General features: G+C 72.4%; 29 protein-coding genes. 2 read left to right on the plus strand and 27 right to left on the minus strand.

The features are described 5' to 3' along the window. Nucleotide 1: 1 nt before the first annotated feature. The 27 genes from ACN27C_RS14300 to ACN27C_RS14430 form a co-directional block, all read right to left on the minus strand. Nucleotides 2-415 (minus strand): DUF6085 family protein, encoded by a 414-nt coding sequence (locus tag ACN27C_RS14300; protein WP_422751357.1) that lies wholly within the window; start codon nucleotides 413-415, stop codon nucleotides 2-4. Then, nucleotides 412-1479: a hypothetical protein gene (locus ACN27C_RS14305; RefSeq protein ID WP_422751358.1), complete on the minus strand. Its 1068-nt coding sequence runs from the start codon at nucleotides 1477-1479 to the stop codon at nucleotides 412-414. The genes ACN27C_RS14300 and ACN27C_RS14305 overlap by 4 nt, the downstream gene beginning before the upstream one ends. Beyond that, complete coding sequence (locus ACN27C_RS14310; RefSeq protein WP_422751359.1) at nucleotides 1476-1838, minus strand: hypothetical protein; 363 nt, start codon at nucleotides 1836-1838, stop codon at nucleotides 1476-1478. The genes ACN27C_RS14305 and ACN27C_RS14310 overlap by 4 nt, the downstream gene beginning before the upstream one ends. After that, on the minus strand, nucleotides 1838-2272 hold the full coding sequence (locus tag ACN27C_RS14315) for a hypothetical protein (RefSeq protein WP_120573428.1): 435 nt from the start codon (nucleotides 2270-2272) through the stop codon (nucleotides 1838-1840). The genes ACN27C_RS14310 and ACN27C_RS14315 overlap by 1 nt, the downstream gene beginning before the upstream one ends. Continuing rightward, a complete protein-coding gene (locus ACN27C_RS14320; protein WP_422751360.1) occupies nucleotides 2272-2574 on the minus strand; it encodes a hypothetical protein in 303 nt (100 codons plus the stop codon). Before ACN27C_RS14320 ends, ACN27C_RS14315 begins: the two co-directional genes overlap by 1 nt. Then, on the minus strand, nucleotides 2571-2897 hold the full coding sequence (locus tag ACN27C_RS14325) for a DUF6197 family protein (protein ID WP_422751361.1): 327 nt from the start codon (nucleotides 2895-2897) through the stop codon (nucleotides 2571-2573). The genes ACN27C_RS14320 and ACN27C_RS14325 overlap by 4 nt, the downstream gene beginning before the upstream one ends. Next, nucleotides 2894-3346 (minus strand): hypothetical protein, encoded by a 453-nt coding sequence (locus tag ACN27C_RS14330; protein ID WP_422751362.1) that lies wholly within the window; start codon nucleotides 3344-3346, stop codon nucleotides 2894-2896. Before ACN27C_RS14330 ends, ACN27C_RS14325 begins: the two co-directional genes overlap by 4 nt. Beyond that, nucleotides 3343-3606, minus strand: coding sequence for a hypothetical protein (locus ACN27C_RS14335; protein ID WP_422751363.1), 264 nt, complete (start codon nucleotides 3604-3606; stop codon nucleotides 3343-3345). The genes ACN27C_RS14330 and ACN27C_RS14335 overlap by 4 nt, the downstream gene beginning before the upstream one ends. Beyond that, nucleotides 3600-4145, minus strand: coding sequence for a hypothetical protein (locus ACN27C_RS14340; protein WP_422751364.1), 546 nt, complete (start codon nucleotides 4143-4145; stop codon nucleotides 3600-3602). Before ACN27C_RS14340 ends, ACN27C_RS14335 begins: the two co-directional genes overlap by 7 nt. After that, a complete protein-coding gene (locus ACN27C_RS14345) occupies nucleotides 4142-4396 on the minus strand; it encodes a hypothetical protein (RefSeq protein WP_422751365.1) in 255 nt (84 codons plus the stop codon). The genes ACN27C_RS14340 and ACN27C_RS14345 overlap by 4 nt, the downstream gene beginning before the upstream one ends. Further along, the gene (locus ACN27C_RS14350) at nucleotides 4393-4986 is read right to left on the minus strand and encodes a crossover junction endodeoxyribonuclease RuvC (protein ID WP_422751366.1); all 594 of its coding nucleotides are present in this window, start codon (nucleotides 4984-4986) and stop codon (nucleotides 4393-4395) included. The genes ACN27C_RS14345 and ACN27C_RS14350 overlap by 4 nt, the downstream gene beginning before the upstream one ends. Before the next feature lie 145 nt (nucleotides 4987-5131). Then, entirely contained in the window at nucleotides 5132-5422 is a 291-nt protein-coding gene (locus ACN27C_RS14355) for a hypothetical protein (protein ID WP_422751367.1), read from the minus strand. After that, nucleotides 5419-5889 (minus strand): DUF3846 domain-containing protein, encoded by a 471-nt coding sequence (locus ACN27C_RS14360; RefSeq protein ID WP_422751368.1) that lies wholly within the window; start codon nucleotides 5887-5889, stop codon nucleotides 5419-5421. The genes ACN27C_RS14355 and ACN27C_RS14360 overlap by 4 nt, the downstream gene beginning before the upstream one ends. Further along, entirely contained in the window at nucleotides 5886-6101 is a 216-nt protein-coding gene (locus ACN27C_RS14365) for a hypothetical protein (protein WP_422751369.1), read from the minus strand. Before ACN27C_RS14365 ends, ACN27C_RS14360 begins: the two co-directional genes overlap by 4 nt. After that, nucleotides 6098-7036, minus strand: coding sequence for a recombinase RecT (locus ACN27C_RS14370; protein WP_422751370.1), 939 nt, complete (start codon nucleotides 7034-7036; stop codon nucleotides 6098-6100). Before ACN27C_RS14370 ends, ACN27C_RS14365 begins: the two co-directional genes overlap by 4 nt. Continuing rightward, nucleotides 7026-7247: a hypothetical protein gene (locus ACN27C_RS14375; protein ID WP_422751371.1), complete on the minus strand. Its 222-nt coding sequence runs from the start codon at nucleotides 7245-7247 to the stop codon at nucleotides 7026-7028. Before ACN27C_RS14375 ends, ACN27C_RS14370 begins: the two co-directional genes overlap by 11 nt. After that, nucleotides 7228-7380: a hypothetical protein gene (locus ACN27C_RS14380; protein WP_422751372.1), complete on the minus strand. Its 153-nt coding sequence runs from the start codon at nucleotides 7378-7380 to the stop codon at nucleotides 7228-7230. The genes ACN27C_RS14375 and ACN27C_RS14380 overlap by 20 nt, the downstream gene beginning before the upstream one ends. Next, nucleotides 7367-7756, minus strand: a complete 390-nt coding sequence (locus tag ACN27C_RS14385) for a hypothetical protein (protein WP_358174921.1) — start codon at nucleotides 7754-7756, stop codon at nucleotides 7367-7369. Before ACN27C_RS14385 ends, ACN27C_RS14380 begins: the two co-directional genes overlap by 14 nt. Beyond that, nucleotides 7753-9786: a YqaJ viral recombinase family protein gene (locus ACN27C_RS14390; protein WP_422751373.1), complete on the minus strand. Its 2034-nt coding sequence runs from the start codon at nucleotides 9784-9786 to the stop codon at nucleotides 7753-7755. Before ACN27C_RS14390 ends, ACN27C_RS14385 begins: the two co-directional genes overlap by 4 nt. Then, nucleotides 9783-10145 carry a DUF6197 family protein gene (locus tag ACN27C_RS14395; RefSeq protein ID WP_358174927.1) on the minus strand — a complete coding sequence of 121 codons (363 nt, stop codon included), beginning with the start codon at nucleotides 10143-10145 and terminating at the stop codon, nucleotides 9783-9785. Before ACN27C_RS14395 ends, ACN27C_RS14390 begins: the two co-directional genes overlap by 4 nt. After that, entirely contained in the window at nucleotides 10138-10347 is a 210-nt protein-coding gene (locus ACN27C_RS14400) for a hypothetical protein (RefSeq protein WP_162959336.1), read from the minus strand. Before ACN27C_RS14400 ends, ACN27C_RS14395 begins: the two co-directional genes overlap by 8 nt. Nucleotides 10348-10500: 153 nt before the next feature. Continuing rightward, nucleotides 10501-10746 carry a hypothetical protein gene (locus ACN27C_RS14405; protein ID WP_162959337.1) on the minus strand — a complete coding sequence of 82 codons (246 nt, stop codon included), beginning with the start codon at nucleotides 10744-10746 and terminating at the stop codon, nucleotides 10501-10503. Next, nucleotides 10743-10964, minus strand: coding sequence for a hypothetical protein (locus ACN27C_RS14410; protein ID WP_120573442.1), 222 nt, complete (start codon nucleotides 10962-10964; stop codon nucleotides 10743-10745). The genes ACN27C_RS14405 and ACN27C_RS14410 overlap by 4 nt, the downstream gene beginning before the upstream one ends. A 119-nt stretch (nucleotides 10965-11083) precedes the next feature. Further along, nucleotides 11084-11398 carry a hypothetical protein gene (locus ACN27C_RS14415; RefSeq protein WP_422751374.1) on the minus strand — a complete coding sequence of 105 codons (315 nt, stop codon included), beginning with the start codon at nucleotides 11396-11398 and terminating at the stop codon, nucleotides 11084-11086. A gap of 77 nt (nucleotides 11399-11475) precedes the next feature. Further along, nucleotides 11476-13221, minus strand: a complete 1746-nt coding sequence (locus ACN27C_RS14420; RefSeq protein ID WP_422751375.1) for a hypothetical protein — start codon at nucleotides 13219-13221, stop codon at nucleotides 11476-11478. A gap of 116 nt (nucleotides 13222-13337) precedes the next feature. Continuing rightward, nucleotides 13338-14537 carry a DUF932 domain-containing protein gene (locus tag ACN27C_RS14425; RefSeq protein ID WP_120573444.1) on the minus strand — a complete coding sequence of 400 codons (1200 nt, stop codon included), beginning with the start codon at nucleotides 14535-14537 and terminating at the stop codon, nucleotides 13338-13340. A 143-nt stretch (nucleotides 14538-14680) separates the two neighbouring features. Further along, complete coding sequence (locus ACN27C_RS14430; protein ID WP_422751376.1) at nucleotides 14681-14911, minus strand: helix-turn-helix domain-containing protein; 231 nt, start codon at nucleotides 14909-14911, stop codon at nucleotides 14681-14683. Between the two features lie 100 nt (nucleotides 14912-15011). Between ACN27C_RS14430 and ACN27C_RS14435 the strand changes: the two genes are divergently transcribed. Both ACN27C_RS14435 and ACN27C_RS14440 read left to right on the plus strand, forming a co-directional pair. Beyond that, nucleotides 15012-15266, plus strand: a complete 255-nt coding sequence (locus ACN27C_RS14435) for a helix-turn-helix domain-containing protein (protein WP_422751377.1) — start codon at nucleotides 15012-15014, stop codon at nucleotides 15264-15266. Between the two features lie 34 nt (nucleotides 15267-15300). Further along, complete coding sequence (locus tag ACN27C_RS14440) at nucleotides 15301-16494, plus strand: acetyl-CoA C-acetyltransferase (RefSeq protein WP_194800615.1); 1194 nt, start codon at nucleotides 15301-15303, stop codon at nucleotides 16492-16494. Nucleotides 16495-16503: the final 9 nt, after the last annotated feature.

Here is a 16503-nt window from a genome sequence, read left to right on the forward strand (position 1 = left end):
GTCAGCCCTCGGCCTGGTCGACGCGGTCGCCTACCCGCAGGTGACCGTCGATGCTGTCGACGGTCACCGCGTACCGGCCGGGTTCGGCTGGCGGCTCGTCGAGGTCTTCGGCGGCCTCGTTGACGGGGCAGCTGAACAGGTCGCCGAGGCGGCAGCTCAGCGGGTGCTTCAGGGTCCACCCGTCGGGCCGGAACTCGATGATGTGGCGAGGGGCGTCGTCAGGCGGGGCGAGCCGGCCCGCGGCGGTCAGCGCGTCCAGGGCGGCGCGCAGGCCGTGCCGGTCGCAGCAGTCCTCGGTGTTCATGTCCGAGGGGCAGGCGGGCGCCGGGTGTTGGCCGAGGTGCAGGGTCCACGCTTTGGCGAACGTCTCGTGGAGGTCGTCGACGTCGGCATCGGTGTACGGCTTCTCGGTCATGAGGCGGCGTTCCGTTCGTGGAGGTGGGTTGGGCAGGCGTCGCCGTTGACGGGGTCGGCGGCGACGACGCCGGGGTGGCCGGTGAGGTGGCAGGTGATGCAGAGTCCGTAGCCGCGGGTGGGCGGGGCCGGTGGTGGCGCGTCGGCGCGGGGGACCGGCGGCGGGCTGGTGCGGGTGTAGCGGGACAGGGGGGCGCGGCGGTGGCCGCGCAGGGTCGCTCGGATGTGGGCCTTGGCCTGTTCGGCGTTCACGGTCGCCTCCAGGGTGCGGACGGGTGCGGGCCACAGGGCGGTCTGGGCGGCGGTGTTCGGGTGGGGCGAGAGGCCGTCGCCGGCGATGATTCGCAGCGTCGGCGGGGCGGGTCTGCTGTCGCTGGCGGGAGCGTCCACAGCTACGGCCTCGCGGGTGCGCGCAACGGTGACGGCCGTACGAACATCAGTCATGTGTGATGGGAGGTCCGTAGTTGACCGGGTAGGTGTAGTAGGGGAGGTGGGGGCTATCCCATGGGATAGCCGTACAGGGGCCTCTACGTAGCCGTACTTTTCGTCGTACGGCTCGCCCTGGGATAGCGGTACAGGACGAGCCCCGCTGGCGGCTGTACGGCTATCTCCAGGCGTAGCCGTAGCCGCGTTGTCCCCAGGGTTATCCACAGCCTCGGTACGGCTACGGCATGAGGTAGCCGTACGGGGGCGTTGCGCGGCGGTGCGGACCTCGCGGGCGTCGCGGCGGTAGGCGTCCGGGTCCGGCACCTGCAGGTGCTCTAGGACGTCCGGGCCGAGGATCAGCCGGTACTCGTCGCTTCGGCCGCGTCGCCGTACCCGGGCGACCAGCTCGATCAGCCCGATGCGGCGCAGCTCCGCCAGGTATTTGCGGGCGGTGGAGTAGCCGATCTCCGCGTCCAACGCCAGCCTGGCCACCCCGCAGTGCACGTCCGTGCCGTCGGTTGCCGCGTACGACCCGACCACCAGGGCGGCGAGCTTCAGCCGGTGATTGCCCCACCGGGCGCGGCGCACCAGGTCCAGCCAGGCGCCCGCCGTGGCGGCGTAGTCCTCACCACCCCTCATCTCTTGCCTCTCCTTTCCGACCAGCGCGATGACCGCGCGAAGGTGCGGCCACCGACCGCGATCAGACGCCAGCCGCAACCGTCGAGGCGGCGCACCCCGTCGACGACCGTGAGGGTCTGCCGACGGCGGCACGCCGCCTCGTAGTCCATGCGCTGGGAGGTGACCTCATCCGGACGCGCCGGGATCAGGTAGTCGCCGCACTGCCGGCACGTGCCGACGAATTCACTGGCCGCGCACGCCCGCAGCCAGGCGCCGTGCACGATGAACCCGTCGCTGTCGACCAGATGCCGGTACAGGCCGTGGTCCAGCGGGTTGAACGGGATGCGCCCGGTTCCGGGCAGGGTCTCCTGGTCCGGCATCACCGTCCCCTCGGCTGGGCGGGCGGCCACGCCCGCACGACGATGCGGGACACGACGGCCGCGCACGCCTGCCAGTGGGCTTGGTCGTCGTCACCGGCCGGGACGCCCGGCAGGGTGCCGTGTACGACGGCCCGCATCAGATGCCGGGTCGCTTCCCGGGCCTGCTGCGCGGTGGCGACGTCCAGCGCCTGTACCAGCAGGAACACCACGCCGTCGGGTGCCCCGTCGGACAGCTGGTTGATCGTCAGCATGTACGGGCCGCATGGTGGCCGCACGACCACCACGTTCACCGGCGGGCCGTCGACGGGCCGCACCGTCCAGTCGTCGATCACCCGGGCGTGGAACTCGGCCGGGGCGTGACTCAGGTCGGTGCGGGTGGCCACCCCGGCGGCCCCGGACAGCACCAGCACGGTGGCCAGCTCGGGCGTGGCCATCACAGCCATCCGCCGGTCAGGAAGTGGGCGATCAGCCACACCCCGCCGCACAGCACGACCGTGCGGGCCAGTCGCAGCGTCCACCTCGGTGTGACCTTCAGCGGAGGCACCACCAGGGCGGGGCCGCCGTCGTCCTGAGAGATGACCACCGGCCGCCGACCGTCCTGCGGGCGCCGCACCCCCAGCCACGCCCACACGTGTTCCGACAGGGTGTCACCGCGGCGGGTGTTCAGCAGCGCCACCGTCTCGATGACCACCACGGCGGCGGCCACGGCGATCCACGCGGCGGTGAGCCCGTTCACGACCGGGCCCCCGCCGTGGACAGGCCGGCGGCGGCCGTGCGCAGCGCGGCCACCACCACCTCGGCTGGCTGGTCGTCGCTCCAGTTGGTCACCGACCGGTCACCGATGCCGTTCTGCATGGCCTGGTGCGCGGTTAGGTAGTGCTCCCGCGTCGCCGCGTCGATCTTGTAGTGGGTCGGCGCGGTCAGCGCGTTGCCGAACGCGACCTCCCGCATCGCGCCGATCGTGCACAACCGGCCGTCGTCGTCGCGGTACTGCCGCGCGCACTTGCCGCGGGCCTCGATCAGCGTCGCGGCGCCGGTGAGGATGTCCGCCGGGCTCACTTCGGGCCGTCCAGCCACTCGTCGCGGCGCCGCTCCGACACCGGCCCGTCGTCCGGGTCGGTGCCCGGGATCGTGGGCTCGTCCGCGCCGGGCAGGTTCCCGCCGGCGGCCGGGGGGCCCGGCTCGATGTCGGGCCGGTCGTCGACGTCGGCGACCGCGTCGAACAGGGTCTCCGCGACCGGACCGAGGTTGACCAGCTTGCGGGCCTGGTCGAGCATCTGCCGGCCCTGGTCGGCCGTGTCGTCGGACAGCGGTTCGATCGCCAGGAACTTCACCCGCGGCGACAGGGGTTCCCCGGGGCCGGGGATCGTCGCGCCGGCGAACTGCACGATGCCGACCACCACGTGGCGTCCGAGCTGGTTGCGGATCAGGTCGTCGGCGATGCGCTCCAGACCGTTGTTAGGCCGCTCGTCCTTGCTGAACGTGCCGGAGATCGTGACAGCCGTCATGAGGCTGGTCCTTCCTGCGAGGGCGTTTCCGGGCTGGGGTACCGGAACCAGGGCCGTGCGTGAGCCTGGTTCGGGATCGACTCGTGCACCAGAAGCTCCTGGGCATACGCGTTCGCGGGCTTACCGGTCACCGGGTCGGTGAACACGCGGACAAAGCGCCGCCGGTAGTGGGCGGTGGCGCTCACCAGGTCCACGTAGGAACCGATGGCGCCGTCGGCCGGGATGTCACCGCCGTGGCGGGGACCGCCGATCATCAACATGGGTTTGCCTCCGGTGAGGTGTCAGGGGCCGCCGGCGGCTGGCACGCTGGGCTGCACCGGTCGTGGAGCTGCCCGGCCGGGCATGGGCGGTTGTCGCAGTGGTCGCCGCAGGCGTCGGGTACGTAGCCGTGCGGCAACGCGCGCGGCCCGTGGTCGGGGCGGCCTGGCAGGGCGTCGACGGCGGCCATGAGCGCACCTTCGGCCTGCTGGTGCCCGCCGGCGGTGTCACCAGACCAGCGCCAGGTCTTGGCCGCGTCGACCACGGCCCGCTCGGCAGGCGTCATTCCCGTCGAGGGCTGGTCGGTGGAGGGACCGTCGGCCAGCAGCACCAGCGCGGTCAGCAGCAGGACCCGCACGTTGTCCGCAGGCGCCATCTCCAGCAGGACGGTCAGGGAAGCGCTGGGGCATCGCGGCAGCGGGCAGCCGCTGCCGTCGGTCCAGTGCCGGCGCACCCGGGCAGCCAGGTCCCGCACCATCGCGGTCTGCTGGTCCATCTGGGCTACCCATCCGGTGACGTCTTCCGGCGTCGTGTCGGTCATGGCGCCTCCCTCGGCGCGTCAGCGGCCAGCCCGACAGTCAGCCGCAGATGCTCGGTGAGGCCGAACCGGTCGACGCCGGCCGCCTCCGGGGTGTCGTACGGGAATGCCCACCCCGCGCCGAACAGGTGCACCATCAGGGCGGTGCACTCCGCCTCGGTGGCGGCGGTGATCGTCGCGTAGTGGTCGTCGAGCTTCCGGCCGGTGAACGGGCATGTCTGCCCGTAGCCGAAGGTGAACAGCTTGGTGATCACGCCGGACCCTCCCTCGCCGTGTTGGTCTCCGGGTGCAGGTGGAAGTCGGGCGGCCAGCCGATGTCGGCCAGCACCTTGGTCCGCCAGCGCGGGACGGGGCCGGACAGCAGCTGCTGGCCGTACTGGTGCAGGCCCATGGCCAGCAGCCACAACGCGTCGGCCTGGTCGTGGTCGGCGGGGAACGCGGCGTGACCGAGCTGACTGCGGGCCGTAGCCAGCATGAGGTCCTTGTCGGCCGCGCCCGAGTTGGTCGCGTACTTCTTCAGCTGCTTGTCATGGACCACCACGTAAGGCACACCGCGGCGGTAAAGGCCGTCGAGAATGACGCCGTGCAGCTCGGCCAGCCGCAGCGCCGTGTCGCCCTTCGCGCCCTGGAACACGGCCTCGACGACCGCGAGGCTGTTGGTGGTGATGCACGGCCAGATCGGCGCGGTGATCTGCCCCCACCGGGCCGGCCGTGGTGTCGTGTCCGGGCTGGTGCGGATGGTGTCGAGGTAGAACCGGCCGGGTCCGGTCTGGCTGCGCCGCCACACGGCCACACCGGTGGCCGCCAGCGCGGCGTCGATCCCGATGACGGTCGTCGTGGTCACCGTTGTCGCCTCCTTCTGATGTCTCGGCGGTGCACGCGGCGGCGGCACGCGCCGGTGTTGACGCACACCCACCGCTGCCCGGCGTGCCGCCGCGACGCGGTCAGCGGAGCCACGTCGGACCCGCACCGGCAGCACGACCGGGCCTTCACACGGCCCCCTGGCTGCCGAGCTGCCCGCGCAGCGACCGGACCTCGGCGTTCTTCTCGGCCAGCAGGATCAGCGCGGCCACCAGCAGGTCGAACCGGTGGTGGTCGCACATGCCCGCCAGGTGGCCGGTCACCGCCGTGCCGGGGCACAACGACATGGCCGGGCAGCCGTCGTCGCGGTGCCGGCGGACCTGCCCGGCGAGGTCGGACACCTCGGCGCGCCGCTGGTCGACGACGGCCTGGATGTGCGGCTGCGCCAGGTAGGCGCGGGAGTAGTGCGGGTCGGTCATGTCGGCAGTCCTCGGCGGATCGTGATGGTCGGAGTGTCCGCAGCGGCGACGAACGCGGCGGCCTCGCGCACCTGCGCGACCCACAGCGGGTCGCACCGGTCGCGGGGGACACCGCCGTCGACGACCGTGCGGATGTCGGTGTGCAGGCCGCGCAGCGCCTCCAGCACCTCCGGCGGCAGCGACCGGATCTCGACGCCGTCCCACGCGTGCCGGTCCCAGCCGACGACCACGACGGGACCGGCGTAGGGCTGGTGCGCGGCGCCGCAGCACATGAGCAGCAGCGACCCGACCACGTTGCGGGGCAGCCCGGCGAGGTGGCCGACGTCGTTGACGAACCCGCGGGCGTTCACGCCGAGGAGCACCCGGTCGGTGCCGCCGTCGCCGACTTCCGCGTTGATCGCGTCGAGGGTCGGCGGCCGGTCACGGACGTGCAGCGCACCGTCGGGGTCGATCACCAGGTAGGTCATGCGATCGTCCCCCAGCCGGTTAGCCGCCGCACGGCGTGGACCTCCACCGCCGGGTCGATCCGCAGCACCAGGGTGCGTTCACCGTCGGGTGCGATGACCACCGTGGTCTTGTCGGCGCGGGCGTTACGCACCGCGTATGCGCACGCAGGCCCCTTGTCGGTGAAGGTGCGGGTCTGCCCGAACGAGTCGGTGACCGTCCAATCGTCGATCACGCCGGTGCCCCCGATCCGGGCTGGCGGGTCTCGACGTCCGACCAGTCCGGGCCGCCCGGGTCGGCGGGGCCGGTCGGGTCGTCGATCAGCTCCGCGTCGACCACGTCGTCCGGCGACGGACCGAACTCCCGCACCGGCCGGTCCGGGATGCCGGTGAAGCCCTTGGACGCGCCCGCTTCCGACGACGCGACCTGCCACCGGTACTCGGCAGAGGTGGGAACGAACGTCTCCAGCCGGTGCAGCGCCGACTTCTTCCACATCGGCACCGTGTTCGGTCCCTCATCCGGCCACGGCGGTCCCCAGAAGTTGCCGCCCGGCGGCCCGTTACGCGGGTTGATCGACTTCGACATGGCGCGGATGCGGGCCACGTCGTGCCGGTTCAGCCAGATCACCTGCGACGTGGCGCCGCCCATCAGCGTCGCCCACGCGTACACGGCCTTGAGCGGTCCGCGGTCCTCCGGGGCGGCGAACTCGTCGTACTCGTGCACCGGCAGGCGGTCGCGGGTGCTGTTGAACCGCAGCACCGGGTCGTGCTCCCGGCCGACCTCCACGTGCACGGCCTGCACCCCGCCGCCGCGGAACATCCGCTCGATGACCCCGTGGTACGTCTCGATCCCGACGATCCGTTTGCCGCCCGGGGCGTTGCGGTCGTTGAACGCGGTCAGCGCGAACACCTTCGGCGTCGGCACGTGTCCCAGCGCCGCGCACTCCCGCAACGCCAGGATCAGCGACGCCGGGTTGGCGCTGGCCGCGGCCCGCAGGTACTGGTCGCGGCGCACGTAGGCGGCGGCCAGGCCGACGAACGCCTCCACGTTGACGTGCCGGGGCACCACCGCGGCGAAGTCGCCCTCGTAGCTGGCGATGAAGTCGGACAGGGTGCCCTTCTTCTTGACCGCGACGTCCGTGCCGGCGGTCTTCGTTACCTCATCCGGCATCGCTGGTTTCCTCCTCCTCGATCGACACGACCCGGTAGGCCGTCTGCTTGATGTCCGTGCCGGCCCACACCGTGTGCTGCCGGCACAGCAGCCGCCGCAGCGCGGTGACCACCGTCGACCGGTCCTTGCGGATCGGGCCGATGCGCTCCAGCACGACCACCAGGCGCACCCGCACCACCTCGGGGCTCAGGTCACGCCGCTCGGTCTCCACGACGGCCACCGCCCTTCGCGGCCACGTCGTCGCGGGTGCGCCGCAGCCGGGCCAGCTGCCGACGCTGCTTACGGCTGGTGCGCCGCCGTCTCGCCCACTGCCACTGCGCCTGCCGGTCGTCACCGGGCGTCACTGGCACCTCCCCGCCACGGGTCGTCGACATAGCGGGCGTCGACCACGCCCGCCCTGGGCAGCCCCGCGCGGCGGAGGATCGCGCCTCGGGCCTGCGCCTCCTGATGGCCGGCCTTGTGGTTCAGCCGTCGCCGCTGGCGGGCCGTCAGGGTGTAGGGCGGGCCGTTCTGCTCCTGGTAGACCCCCAGCCGCGCCACGTAGTCCAGGCCGCAGGCGTGGCGGGCGCGGGCCCCGGCGAGCCGGGACGCCACCGCCGGGTCCAGCCGGTGCGGCAACCGCATCCCGGCCCGCGGCGTCCGGCGGCTCTCGGCCACCCCGGCCACCTCCGCGCCGTTACGCCGGCGGGTGATGCGCACCTTTCCTCTCGCGTTCCTCACTTCGTCCTCCTGAGTTGGTCGACCATCCCGGCGGGCACCTCATAGGCGCGGCGCTTGTAGATCAGCCGTTGGGCGATGCGGCGGCCGTCGGCGTCGACCGCGTACTGCGCCGCGCCCATCCGGTCCCGCAGCCGGTTCTTCGCTTCCTCGGCCCGGGTCTTCGCCGCGTCCAGGGCGTCCAGGGCAGCGCGGAACTCGGCCGCCAACGCGGCCGGGACCGGTTCCTCGGCGCCGTCCTCGATGGCGGGGTGCAGCTGGGTGAGGGTGTCGGTGGTCGCCCCGTGGCCGTCGATGTCCGGGCTGATGCCCGTCTCCAGCGACACGACGAACGACCGGCCCTCGGCGAGCCACGCCTTCATCTCGGCGCGGGCCGCGTCGTCGTACTCCACGACGTAGGCGTGTTCCTTGCGGACCAGCCAGCCACGCGGCGCGCCGAGGATTTCGCACTGCACCAGCAGCTGCACCCGGTGATGCGCGGGCACCTGGTCGGTGCCGGGCTTGCCCCAGCCCTTACCGCCGTCGTCGCTGTTGTGCGTCGGGATCATCCGCTCGGTGCACAGGTAGGTGTGGTCGGGAGAATCGACGACGACGCACTGCGTGGGGACAGTCGGGACGGCCCGAACCTCCACGATCATCCGGCGGTGCGACTGCCCTCCGGGACCAGCGAGGGTGACACGCACGGCCTTGCGGGACAGGCGGAACGGGTTATACCGGACGGGCCGCCACTGCACCCGCCATGCAGTCGTGGTCGTGCCGAACCCGCTGGCCTCCACCTCGACCATCACCGGTCGTTCCCCGAGGCTTGCCGCAAGTTCCTCGACCGCCAGTGCTAGGGCCTTGACGGTTGAGACGAACACTGCCTGGTGCCGTTGGGCTGCCCACGTGCCGTCCGTGTCCATCAGCCCCTGCAACAGCGCCAACCGCTGGCCAGCGGACGCCCGCAGGTAGATGTCCGGGACGTGCTTGTGTCCCAGCAGGTCAACCGTCCGCAGCTGCGTCCGCAGGCCGTGGACGGTGCGCGTGGGACACCTTTGTCCCGGGCCGATGTCCTGACCGATCGCCAGCCCGCTGGCCGCGTGGACCAGGTCGTAGAGCTCCGGGTCGGCGCTGGTGATCCGTCCGGTCGCCGTCGACCCGTCGCCCAACCAGCAGCCGAGGGTGTACGGCTCCACCGGCAGCGGGATCTCTGGTAGCTCCAGCGGGCCGGCCAGCGGCACCCGGTGCTGCCGTTTCCGATCGGTGCCGCGCAGCGTCCGGGCAATGGTGCGGGCGTCGAGTACCGCAGGGTGCTGGCGTTGGTTCTGCCCGGTGGAGACGACCCACCGGTGGTCGGCGTCGCAGACGACCGAGGAGCCGTCGTCGAAGACGATGCGGTAGCAGTCGACGTACCGAACCTCGGACTTGGCTGTGACCCGGCACGGGCGGCCGGCGGCATCGAAGAGCTCGTTACCGACTTGCACCGCGCGCATGGTCGTCCATCCGGTCGGTGTCGGCAGCGGGGTGTCCAGTGCCAGCCCCTTGCACTCCACCGGCTCGACGTGCACCCCGGGCAGGGGCCCGGAGGTGAGGCCGGTCGCGTCGTCACGCCAGCCTGGGTCGGCGTCGCTGGCGACGGCCAGGAAATCGGGGGTGGCCACCAGCCACCGCTCGACGGGATGCCCCCACAGCCCGGCGCCGGGACGGCACACCAGCAGCTCCGGGTGGTCCTCACCGAACAGGCCGGCGATGCCGTCCTCCACCGCGTGGCCGTAGCGCTGCCTGCGGCTGGCTGGTTCCGCGTTCCAGCCGTCCTGTTTCGACCACCACAGGGAGAACGGGGACGCGTACGGGGAGATCCCCAGCACGGCGGCCAGCTCCGACGCGCCGACCCGGTAGCCGTCCGGTCCGGCCCGCCGGGCGGCCAGCCACACGTCTTCTGGCGGGCCGGCCGGCAGCAGCGGCACCGCGGGCACCCGGGGCGACCGCCCGAACCGGGCGACGGCTTTCTTCGCGTCGCCGTTGGTCAACGGCACGACCGTCTTCGGTTTCACCGGGTCACCCGTGCACGGTCGGCCGCGGCGCGCATCGCGGCCACTACCTGGTCCTGCGTCGACGCGTCCGACCACTCGTAGATCGCGGGCGCGTTGGCATCGACGGCCTCCAGGTGCCGGCCGAGGGCCGTGAAGGCGTCGATGTACGCGACCTGCCGGTCACGGTCACCGGGGGCGAACGGCCTCGGCTCGGCCTCGCCGGTGAGGACCAGCCGCAGCGCCCCCAGAGCGCACACCCGGCCCTGCCGGTCGGTGTATGCGCCCTCGCACTTGCCGCGCTGCGCGATGACGTCGGCAGCGGCGGTGAGGATGTCGGCGGCCGGGGTGTCCGGCGGCAGTACGGTGACGGTGTCACTCATTGCCGTTCCCTTCCGGGTCGGTCGGTTCGGCCGCCGCGTCGAGGACGGCGGCTAGTTCGTCGGGGTCGAGCCGCAGCACGATCTGGTCGCCGAGGGGGCAGTAGTCGACGGCGACGACCGGCACCCGGCAGCCGCCGACGTCGGCGACCACGTCGTTGTCGCGGCGGGCGTTCAGTGCTGCGGTGAGGCGGCTACGCAACACGGCGGCCACCTCGCCGGAGGGTGCGGGCCGGTGCCAGGGGGCGCACGGTGCACCAGCGGCATCGAGTGGCACCGGGCGCGGTGGTGACGTAGTGCGGGCAGCCGGAGGCCGCGACCACCGTCGGCGGGAACGTCACCGGCCCGTTCGTCGCGGTCATCGCCGCCTCCACGTCTTCGCCTGCGGGCAACTGCTGAAGTGGGCCTTGTGCAGGTCCTGGCGGCCGAACCGGAACTTGGCCTCCACCACCCGGGACCGGACCTGACTGCCGGCGACGGTCAGCGCGACCGTCCCGTCCGCGGTGGGCTGCGCGTCGACGGGCATCCGCTTGCTCTTGTCGGTGACCGTCCAGATCACCGGCTGTTTGCACGACCCGCACACTGTCGTCGGGTAGCTGGTCATCGGTGGGTCGCCTCCCACCACTGCTGATGCCGGTCGACGGTCTGCGGGGTGTAGTCCGCGAGAGGACCAGCGGTGGTGGGTCGCTGGACCGGGTGACGGTGCAGGAACAGCGTCACCTCCACCGCCAGGTAGGCGACGATGACGAGAGTGGCGATACTGGCCTGCGCAAACCGTCCGTGCGCGGCAAGCCACACCACGGCGGTGGTGCTCGCGGCCACCGTCGCGGCCGTCGCCCCGGCGCGTCCGAGGGCACGGCGTGCCCGACGGGCCGGGGCTGGCCGGCCGGCGGGACGGGGTGCGGTGAACGGGCGTGTCGGACGGGGCCGACTGCTGCTGTTCACCGCGCCCACCCCCGCCGGCGTGCGTCTTCCTCCGCGTACAGGCGGGGCCGGGTGTCGGCGACCACCGACCATCCGCCGAGGTCGAGGACCAGGGCGTGCTGCTCGTAGCAGTGCCCGCACAGGGTCAGCTGCCGTTTCGGGCCGTCGGCTGGGGTGCCGTAGCGGTGGCCGGCGTACTGCGGGGACTCGACCATCACCAGCGCGGTGGCCGACGGGTGCCGGTCACAGACGGGCGGCCGGGCCTCCAGGGTGTTCTGCTCGGTGAGGCGGATCGTGCCGACGGGCGGCGGCGGGATGGACTGCTGGGTCATGAGAGGATGCCTCCCGGTTCTGTTGGCCGGCGCGGGCGTCCGGAGTCCTACGTCGCGGACGCCCGCACCGGGATCTGTCAGCCGTCGATGTCGTCGAGACGGCGGATGAGCTGATCCAGCGACTGGCGCTGCGTCCGTACCGCGTGCTTCCACGCGGGGGCGTGGTCGCCTGCCTGGTGCAGCCAGGTGGCCAGGTCACCGATGTGCGCGTCGATCTGGGTGAGGGCGTTCTCGATCCGGTCGCGCAGCACCGCGTCGGGGGCGGGCGGCTCGGGCACCGGTCCCGGGTCGTGCGGGTCGACGGCTGTCATCTCCACGGACTCCCCGTCGATCACCCGCACGTAGCCGGAGGTGTTCTCCGCGACCCACGCAGCCCGCTCGACCGGATCGGCGCTGTACGGGCCGGGGGTTGCCCCCTCCCCAGCCGGGTCGGCTGGGGAGAGGGCTGAGGCGGCGCCGGTCGGCGGCCGGGTCTCGCCCGCCGCGCTGTCCACCCCATCCGCCGGGGCCGGGTCGTGGGAGCCCTCGGCGGCCGTGTCGACCTGCGGGGAGACCCCGACCGCGTCCGCCCCCACGGACGCGGCCGGGGCTGCGGAGGCGTCAACAGGGCCGCTCGTGTCCGGCCCCTCACCGCCCGCATCTGCCGAGGCCAGGTCGCCAGCCTCGGCAGCCGTCGTCGGCCGGGTGGACGCGTACCGCTTCCCGTCCAGCCCGACCACTCGCTCAGGTGCGTCATCCGTCGCGCCTGTGTCCCGCAGATCCCGGCGCACGGTCGCGTCGGAGGTGCCCAACGCCCCGGCGATCGCCCGCGTCGACATACCCTCGGCGTGCAGGGCAGCCGTCGCGGTCTGCCGTTCCTCCAGCGGCATCCGCAGCCCGCGCAGCTCCGCGTCGCAGTACGCCGCCCACGACGCGTAGCCCAACGCCAGGTCGGCGCGCCGCTGGAACGCCGTCTTGATCAGCGGCAGCAGGTCGGTGACCCGGGCACGGATCTCCGCGGTCAGCGCGCGGGCTTCGGCCTCGGTGAGCCGGTCAGGCGGCGGCGCCGCGACGTCCACCGGGGCGGGTGACACCGGACGGGCCGACTGCATCCACTCCGCTACCTCGGCGACGTCGCCGGACGCGGGCGGCGCGGACACCGGGCGCGCCGGGGTGAGCGTCTCGAACCGGTCGGTCTCCGGGTTGTAGACCTCACCGGGCGTCGAGCCGCGCAGCACCTGCCACAGCTTCAGCGCCTCCGTGTCGTCGAACCGGCTGGCCCGGCCCTGCTCGGCCAGCTGCGCGAACGTCAACCCGAGCCGGTTCAGGCCGCGCAACGCGGCGGCCCGCCATTCCTCGTCGCTCAGCTCGACGACCTGCGGGGGGTTCGGCTGGCCCGGCGGCGAGGGAAGCTCCACCGCCGGACCAGCCGGCTCGCCTGCCTCGGCGGAGCCGCGATTCTCCGCGTCGGCTTCCGTCGCAGGCTCGCGGGATTCGGCCTGCGGTGCGGTTACCGGCCGGGCGTCGGCCGGGTCACCCGCTCGCGACTGCGGGTGCTGGCCCGGCCCGTCAGGTTGGGCGGCAGCGGTCGGTCGGACCGGTTCCTGACGGGCCGGAGTCTGTGGGGTCGCATCGGCGCCGGTGCGGAACCACCGCACCGACGCGCCGCGCTCGCTCGGGTCCACCTTGTCGGCGCGGCCCGCCGCGGCGAGGGCACGCAGGTGGCGGGTGACGGTGGAGTAACCCATGCCGGTCTGCTCGGCGAGCGCAGCGGGACTGATCGGGTCGTCGGCCGGGCCGGGTAGCTGCCCGTACACGACGTCGACGGGGGCGACCTTGGTCATCTCTGATCACGTCCTTCGGGGGGAGGTTTGCGGGAAGACGAGAGGGGGATGCGTCGGCGGGGTCAGCCAGGGGGCGGGGCCGGCGTCACAGAACTGCGCGCCGGCCCCGCAGGCGGTCACCCGCTGCGCGCGGCGAGAGCCAGCGCGGGTAAGGCGGCGGCCTCCATGTCCCAGGCGGCGTCACCGTCGGCGAGGGTCTGCGCGGCCGAGGTGACCGCGTGCAGGACACCTCCGGCGGTGACCTGCCCACCCCGGATGAAGTGGTCGAGGATCGTCGCCTGCTGCGCCTCGGTGAAGCCGAGCTTCTTGCTGACCGTGGTGATGACGCCCTGCGCGTCGTTGACCGGCGTGCCGGCCTTCTCCTCCAGCTCGGCGACCTTCGCCTTGACGTAGTCGGCGTCCAGGAAGGTCGCGACCGCGTCGGCGGTCTGCGCGGTGACCAGGTCGAGGCTCTTGCGCTGCGTGTCCGCCGACCAACGGATGACACCGGTGTCGAGCCGGCCGCCGATGTGCACCTCGCGCAGCGCGTCGGCGGTGATCGTCAGGCCGTTGTTGCACACCTTCACGACCAGCCGGGGCGTGATCGAGAACGCGCCGCCGCCGGTCTCCGAGTTACTGATTACGAACCCGGCGAACACGATCGGCTCCGCGCCGGCCGCGATGGCCTGCCCTTCCCCGCCGGCGGCGCGGGCGACCCGCTGCGGGGTCCAGCCGTTACCGACGTCGCGGCCGTCGAACGGCGACCGGTAGCCCTCCAGCAGCGACGGCGCGTACGCCGCGACGCCCGGGTGCGTCACCCGGACGTACATGCGCCGGTCGGTGAGATCGGCTGAGAAGTCCGGCATCGTCTGGCAGGTCCGCTGGATGCCCTGCAACGCGGCCAGCAGCACGTCGAAGTTGTCAATGGTGCGGTACCGGTCGGACAGGAACGCCCGCAGCACGCCCCGCGTCTCGACCGTCTCGGCGTCGCCGCGCAGCAGCCGCACCAGGTAGGAGTCGGTGGAGCGGGACAGCCAGCCGTTGACGTTGGCGTCGTACAGGTCCGGAGCCTCAGCGCGCAGCCGCCGCAGGTACTTGATCGGGATGTTCAGCTTCTCCGCGATGCCCTCATCCCCGACGCCGGTGGGCGTGTACCGGCCGTTGGGGTCGGTGACGCCGTCGTCGGTCAGGACCGGTGGGGCGTCACGCAGCCGCAGCGCGCCGGCGTCGAAGGTCATCTCCCGGGCCGGGACCACCAGGTCCAGGGCGCGGGTGCGCTGGTCGTTGAGGGCTGCCGCGAGGGCGGCGAGTTTGCTGTGACGCAGGGTGTCGGTCATCTCCAGTCATCCCCTCCGTGGGATGGGGCGGGTCGCGCCCCTGGGCTTGGGCTTGCTGGGCTTGGGTGGCTTCCCGGGGGTCCGCGGCTTCGGGGCCGTCGACGGGCGAGGTGCGCCGATCGGCTTCTGCCACGGAAAGGGCGTCACCCGACCCGCTCCGGTGTGGTCAGGAACTGCGCGACAGGCACGCCCAAGGCGTCGGCGAGGGTGGTCAGTTCCTCGGCGCGAAACGACCGTTTGCCGGCCAGGCGCAGCTGCACGGACGGCTGCGGGAGGTCGAGAATCTCGGCCGCGTCGCGCTGCGTCTTGCGCTGGCGTGCCAGCTCGGCGCGGACCTCGGCGGCTATCGCCTCCCGGCGACCATTGGCGTCCATGTCGCCACAGTGTCACGCATAGCGCGACACTGTCAATGTTGCTCGGCCATAGTTTCGGATTGGGGTTGACGTGATACCGAATCGCTATCAGTCTTAGGTCATGAGCATTGATGCAGCGCGAACAGCCACGCTGTCTGAGGCCGTCGCCGAGGAGATCCGCGTACTCCTCACCCGACGGCGGATGAGTGGCCGCAAGCTGGCGCAAATGCTGGGGGTCTCGCCATCGTGGGTGAGCTATCGGCTAACCGGACAGCAGCCGATCGACCTGAACGACCTTCAGCGAATCGCCGATGTGCTCGGGGTCACCGTCATCGATCTACTCCCGGCCGCTATGGTGCGTCCTAACAATCGTTAAGGCGTACAGGTCGGCACCCCCTCGGAGGCAGGCAATGGCTTCGGTGATCGTCAGCGGCGCGCGGACCCCCATGGGGCGCCTGCTGGGCAACCTCAAGGACCTCCCCGCGACCAAGCTCGGTGGCATCGCGATCAAGGCGGCCCTGGAGCGCGCCGGCGTCGCGCCCGAGCAGGTCCAGTACGTGATCATGGGCCAGGTGCTCCAGGCCGGCGCCGGGCAGATCCCGGCCCGGCAGGCGGCCGTCGAGGCCGGCATCCCGATGTCCACCCCGGCGCTGACCATCAACAAGGTCTGCCTCTCCGGGCTGGACGCGATCGCGCTCGCCGACCAGCTCATCCGGGCCGGTGAGTTCGACGTCGTGGTGGCCGGTGGCATGGAGTCGATGACGAACGCCCCGCACCTGCTGCTCGGTCAGCGCTCCGGCTACAAGTACGGCGACGTGACGGTCAAGGACCACATGGCCCTCGACGGCCTCACCGACGCCTGGGACTGCTGCTCGATGGGCGAGTCCACCGAGCGGCACGGCGCGAAGCACGGCATCACCCGCGAGGAGCAGGACGCGTTCTCCGCGGCCAGCCACCAGCGTGCCGCCGCCGCGCAGAAGAACGGCCACTTCGGCGACGAGATCACCCCGGTGGTCATCCCGCAGCGCAAGGGCGACCCGCTGGTGATCAGCGAGGACGAGGGCATCCGTCCGGACACCACCGCCGAGTCGCTCGGCAAGCTGCGTCCCGCCTTCACCAAGGACGGCACCATCACCGCCGGCAGCTCCTCGCCGATCTCCGACGGCGCGGCCGCCGTGGTCGTGATGAGCAAGGCCAAGGCCAAGGAGCTGGGCCTGACCTGGCTGGCCGAGATCGGCGCCCACGGCAACGTGGCCGGCCCGGACAACTCCCTGCACTCGCAGCCGTCGAACGCGATCAACCACGCCCTGAAGAAGGGCGGCCTGAGCATCGAGGACCTCGACCTCATCGAGATCAACGAGGCGTTCGCGGCGGTGGGCATCCAGTCCACCCGTGACCTCGGCATCAGCCCCGACAAGGTCAACGTCAACGGCGGCGCGATCGCGCTCGGCCACCCGATCGGCATGTCCGGCGCCCGCCTCGTACTCACGCTCGCGATGGAGCTGAAGCGGCGCGGCGGCGGCACCGGCGCGGCGGCGCTCTGCGGCGGTGGCGGCCAGGGCGACGCGCTGATCATCCACGTGCCGAACGGCGCCGAGAGCTGATTGCTGATA

Origin of the sequence: Micromonospora sp. WMMD1219, assembly GCF_049315215.1 — a bacterium.
GTDB classification, from domain to species: Bacteria; Actinomycetota; Actinomycetes; order Mycobacteriales; family Micromonosporaceae; genus Micromonospora; species Micromonospora tulbaghiae.

Bases quoted from the DNA above. Each gene is read 5' to 3' on its own strand.
- ACN27C_RS14300 (WP_422751357.1), bottom strand. From the start codon at position 415: ATGACCGAGAAGCCGTACACCGATGCCGACGTCGACGACCTCCACGAG.
- ACN27C_RS14305 (WP_422751358.1), bottom strand. From the start codon at position 1,479: ATGAGGGGTGGTGAGGACTACGCCGCCACGGCGGGCGCCTGGCTGGAC.
- ACN27C_RS14310 (WP_422751359.1), bottom strand. From the start codon at position 1,838: ATGCCGGACCAGGAGACCCTGCCCGGAACCGGGCGCATCCCGTTCAAC.
- ACN27C_RS14315 (WP_120573428.1), bottom strand. From the start codon at position 2,272: ATGGCCACGCCCGAGCTGGCCACCGTGCTGGTGCTGTCCGGGGCCGCC.
- ACN27C_RS14330 (WP_422751362.1), bottom strand. From the start codon at position 3,346: ATGACGGCTGTCACGATCTCCGGCACGTTCAGCAAGGACGAGCGGCCT.
- ACN27C_RS14335 (WP_422751363.1), bottom strand. From the start codon at position 3,606: ATGTTGATGATCGGCGGTCCCCGCCACGGCGGTGACATCCCGGCCGAC.
- ACN27C_RS14340 (WP_422751364.1), bottom strand. From the start codon at position 4,145: ATGACCGACACGACGCCGGAAGACGTCACCGGATGGGTAGCCCAGATG.
- ACN27C_RS14355 (WP_422751367.1), bottom strand. From the start codon at position 5,422: ATGACCGACCCGCACTACTCCCGCGCCTACCTGGCGCAGCCGCACATC.
- ACN27C_RS14360 (WP_422751368.1), bottom strand. From the start codon at position 5,889: ATGACCTACCTGGTGATCGACCCCGACGGTGCGCTGCACGTCCGTGAC.
- ACN27C_RS14370 (WP_422751370.1), bottom strand. From the start codon at position 7,036: ATGCCGGATGAGGTAACGAAGACCGCCGGCACGGACGTCGCGGTCAAG.
- ACN27C_RS14395 (WP_358174927.1), bottom strand. From the start codon at position 10,145: ATGAGTGACACCGTCACCGTACTGCCGCCGGACACCCCGGCCGCCGAC.
- ACN27C_RS14405 (WP_162959337.1), bottom strand. From the start codon at position 10,746: ATGACCAGCTACCCGACGACAGTGTGCGGGTCGTGCAAACAGCCGGTG.
- ACN27C_RS14415 (WP_422751374.1), bottom strand. From the start codon at position 11,398: ATGACCCAGCAGTCCATCCCGCCGCCGCCCGTCGGCACGATCCGCCTC.
- ACN27C_RS14420 (WP_422751375.1), bottom strand. From the start codon at position 13,221: ATGACCAAGGTCGCCCCCGTCGACGTCGTGTACGGGCAGCTACCCGGC.
- ACN27C_RS14425 (WP_120573444.1), bottom strand. From the start codon at position 14,537: ATGACCGACACCCTGCGTCACAGCAAACTCGCCGCCCTCGCGGCAGCC.
- ACN27C_RS14430 (WP_422751376.1), bottom strand. From the start codon at position 14,911: ATGGACGCCAATGGTCGCCGGGAGGCGATAGCCGCCGAGGTCCGCGCC.
- ACN27C_RS14435 (WP_422751377.1), top strand. From the start codon at position 15,012: ATGAGCATTGATGCAGCGCGAACAGCCACGCTGTCTGAGGCCGTCGCC.
- ACN27C_RS14440 (WP_194800615.1), top strand. From the start codon at position 15,301: ATGGCTTCGGTGATCGTCAGCGGCGCGCGGACCCCCATGGGGCGCCTG.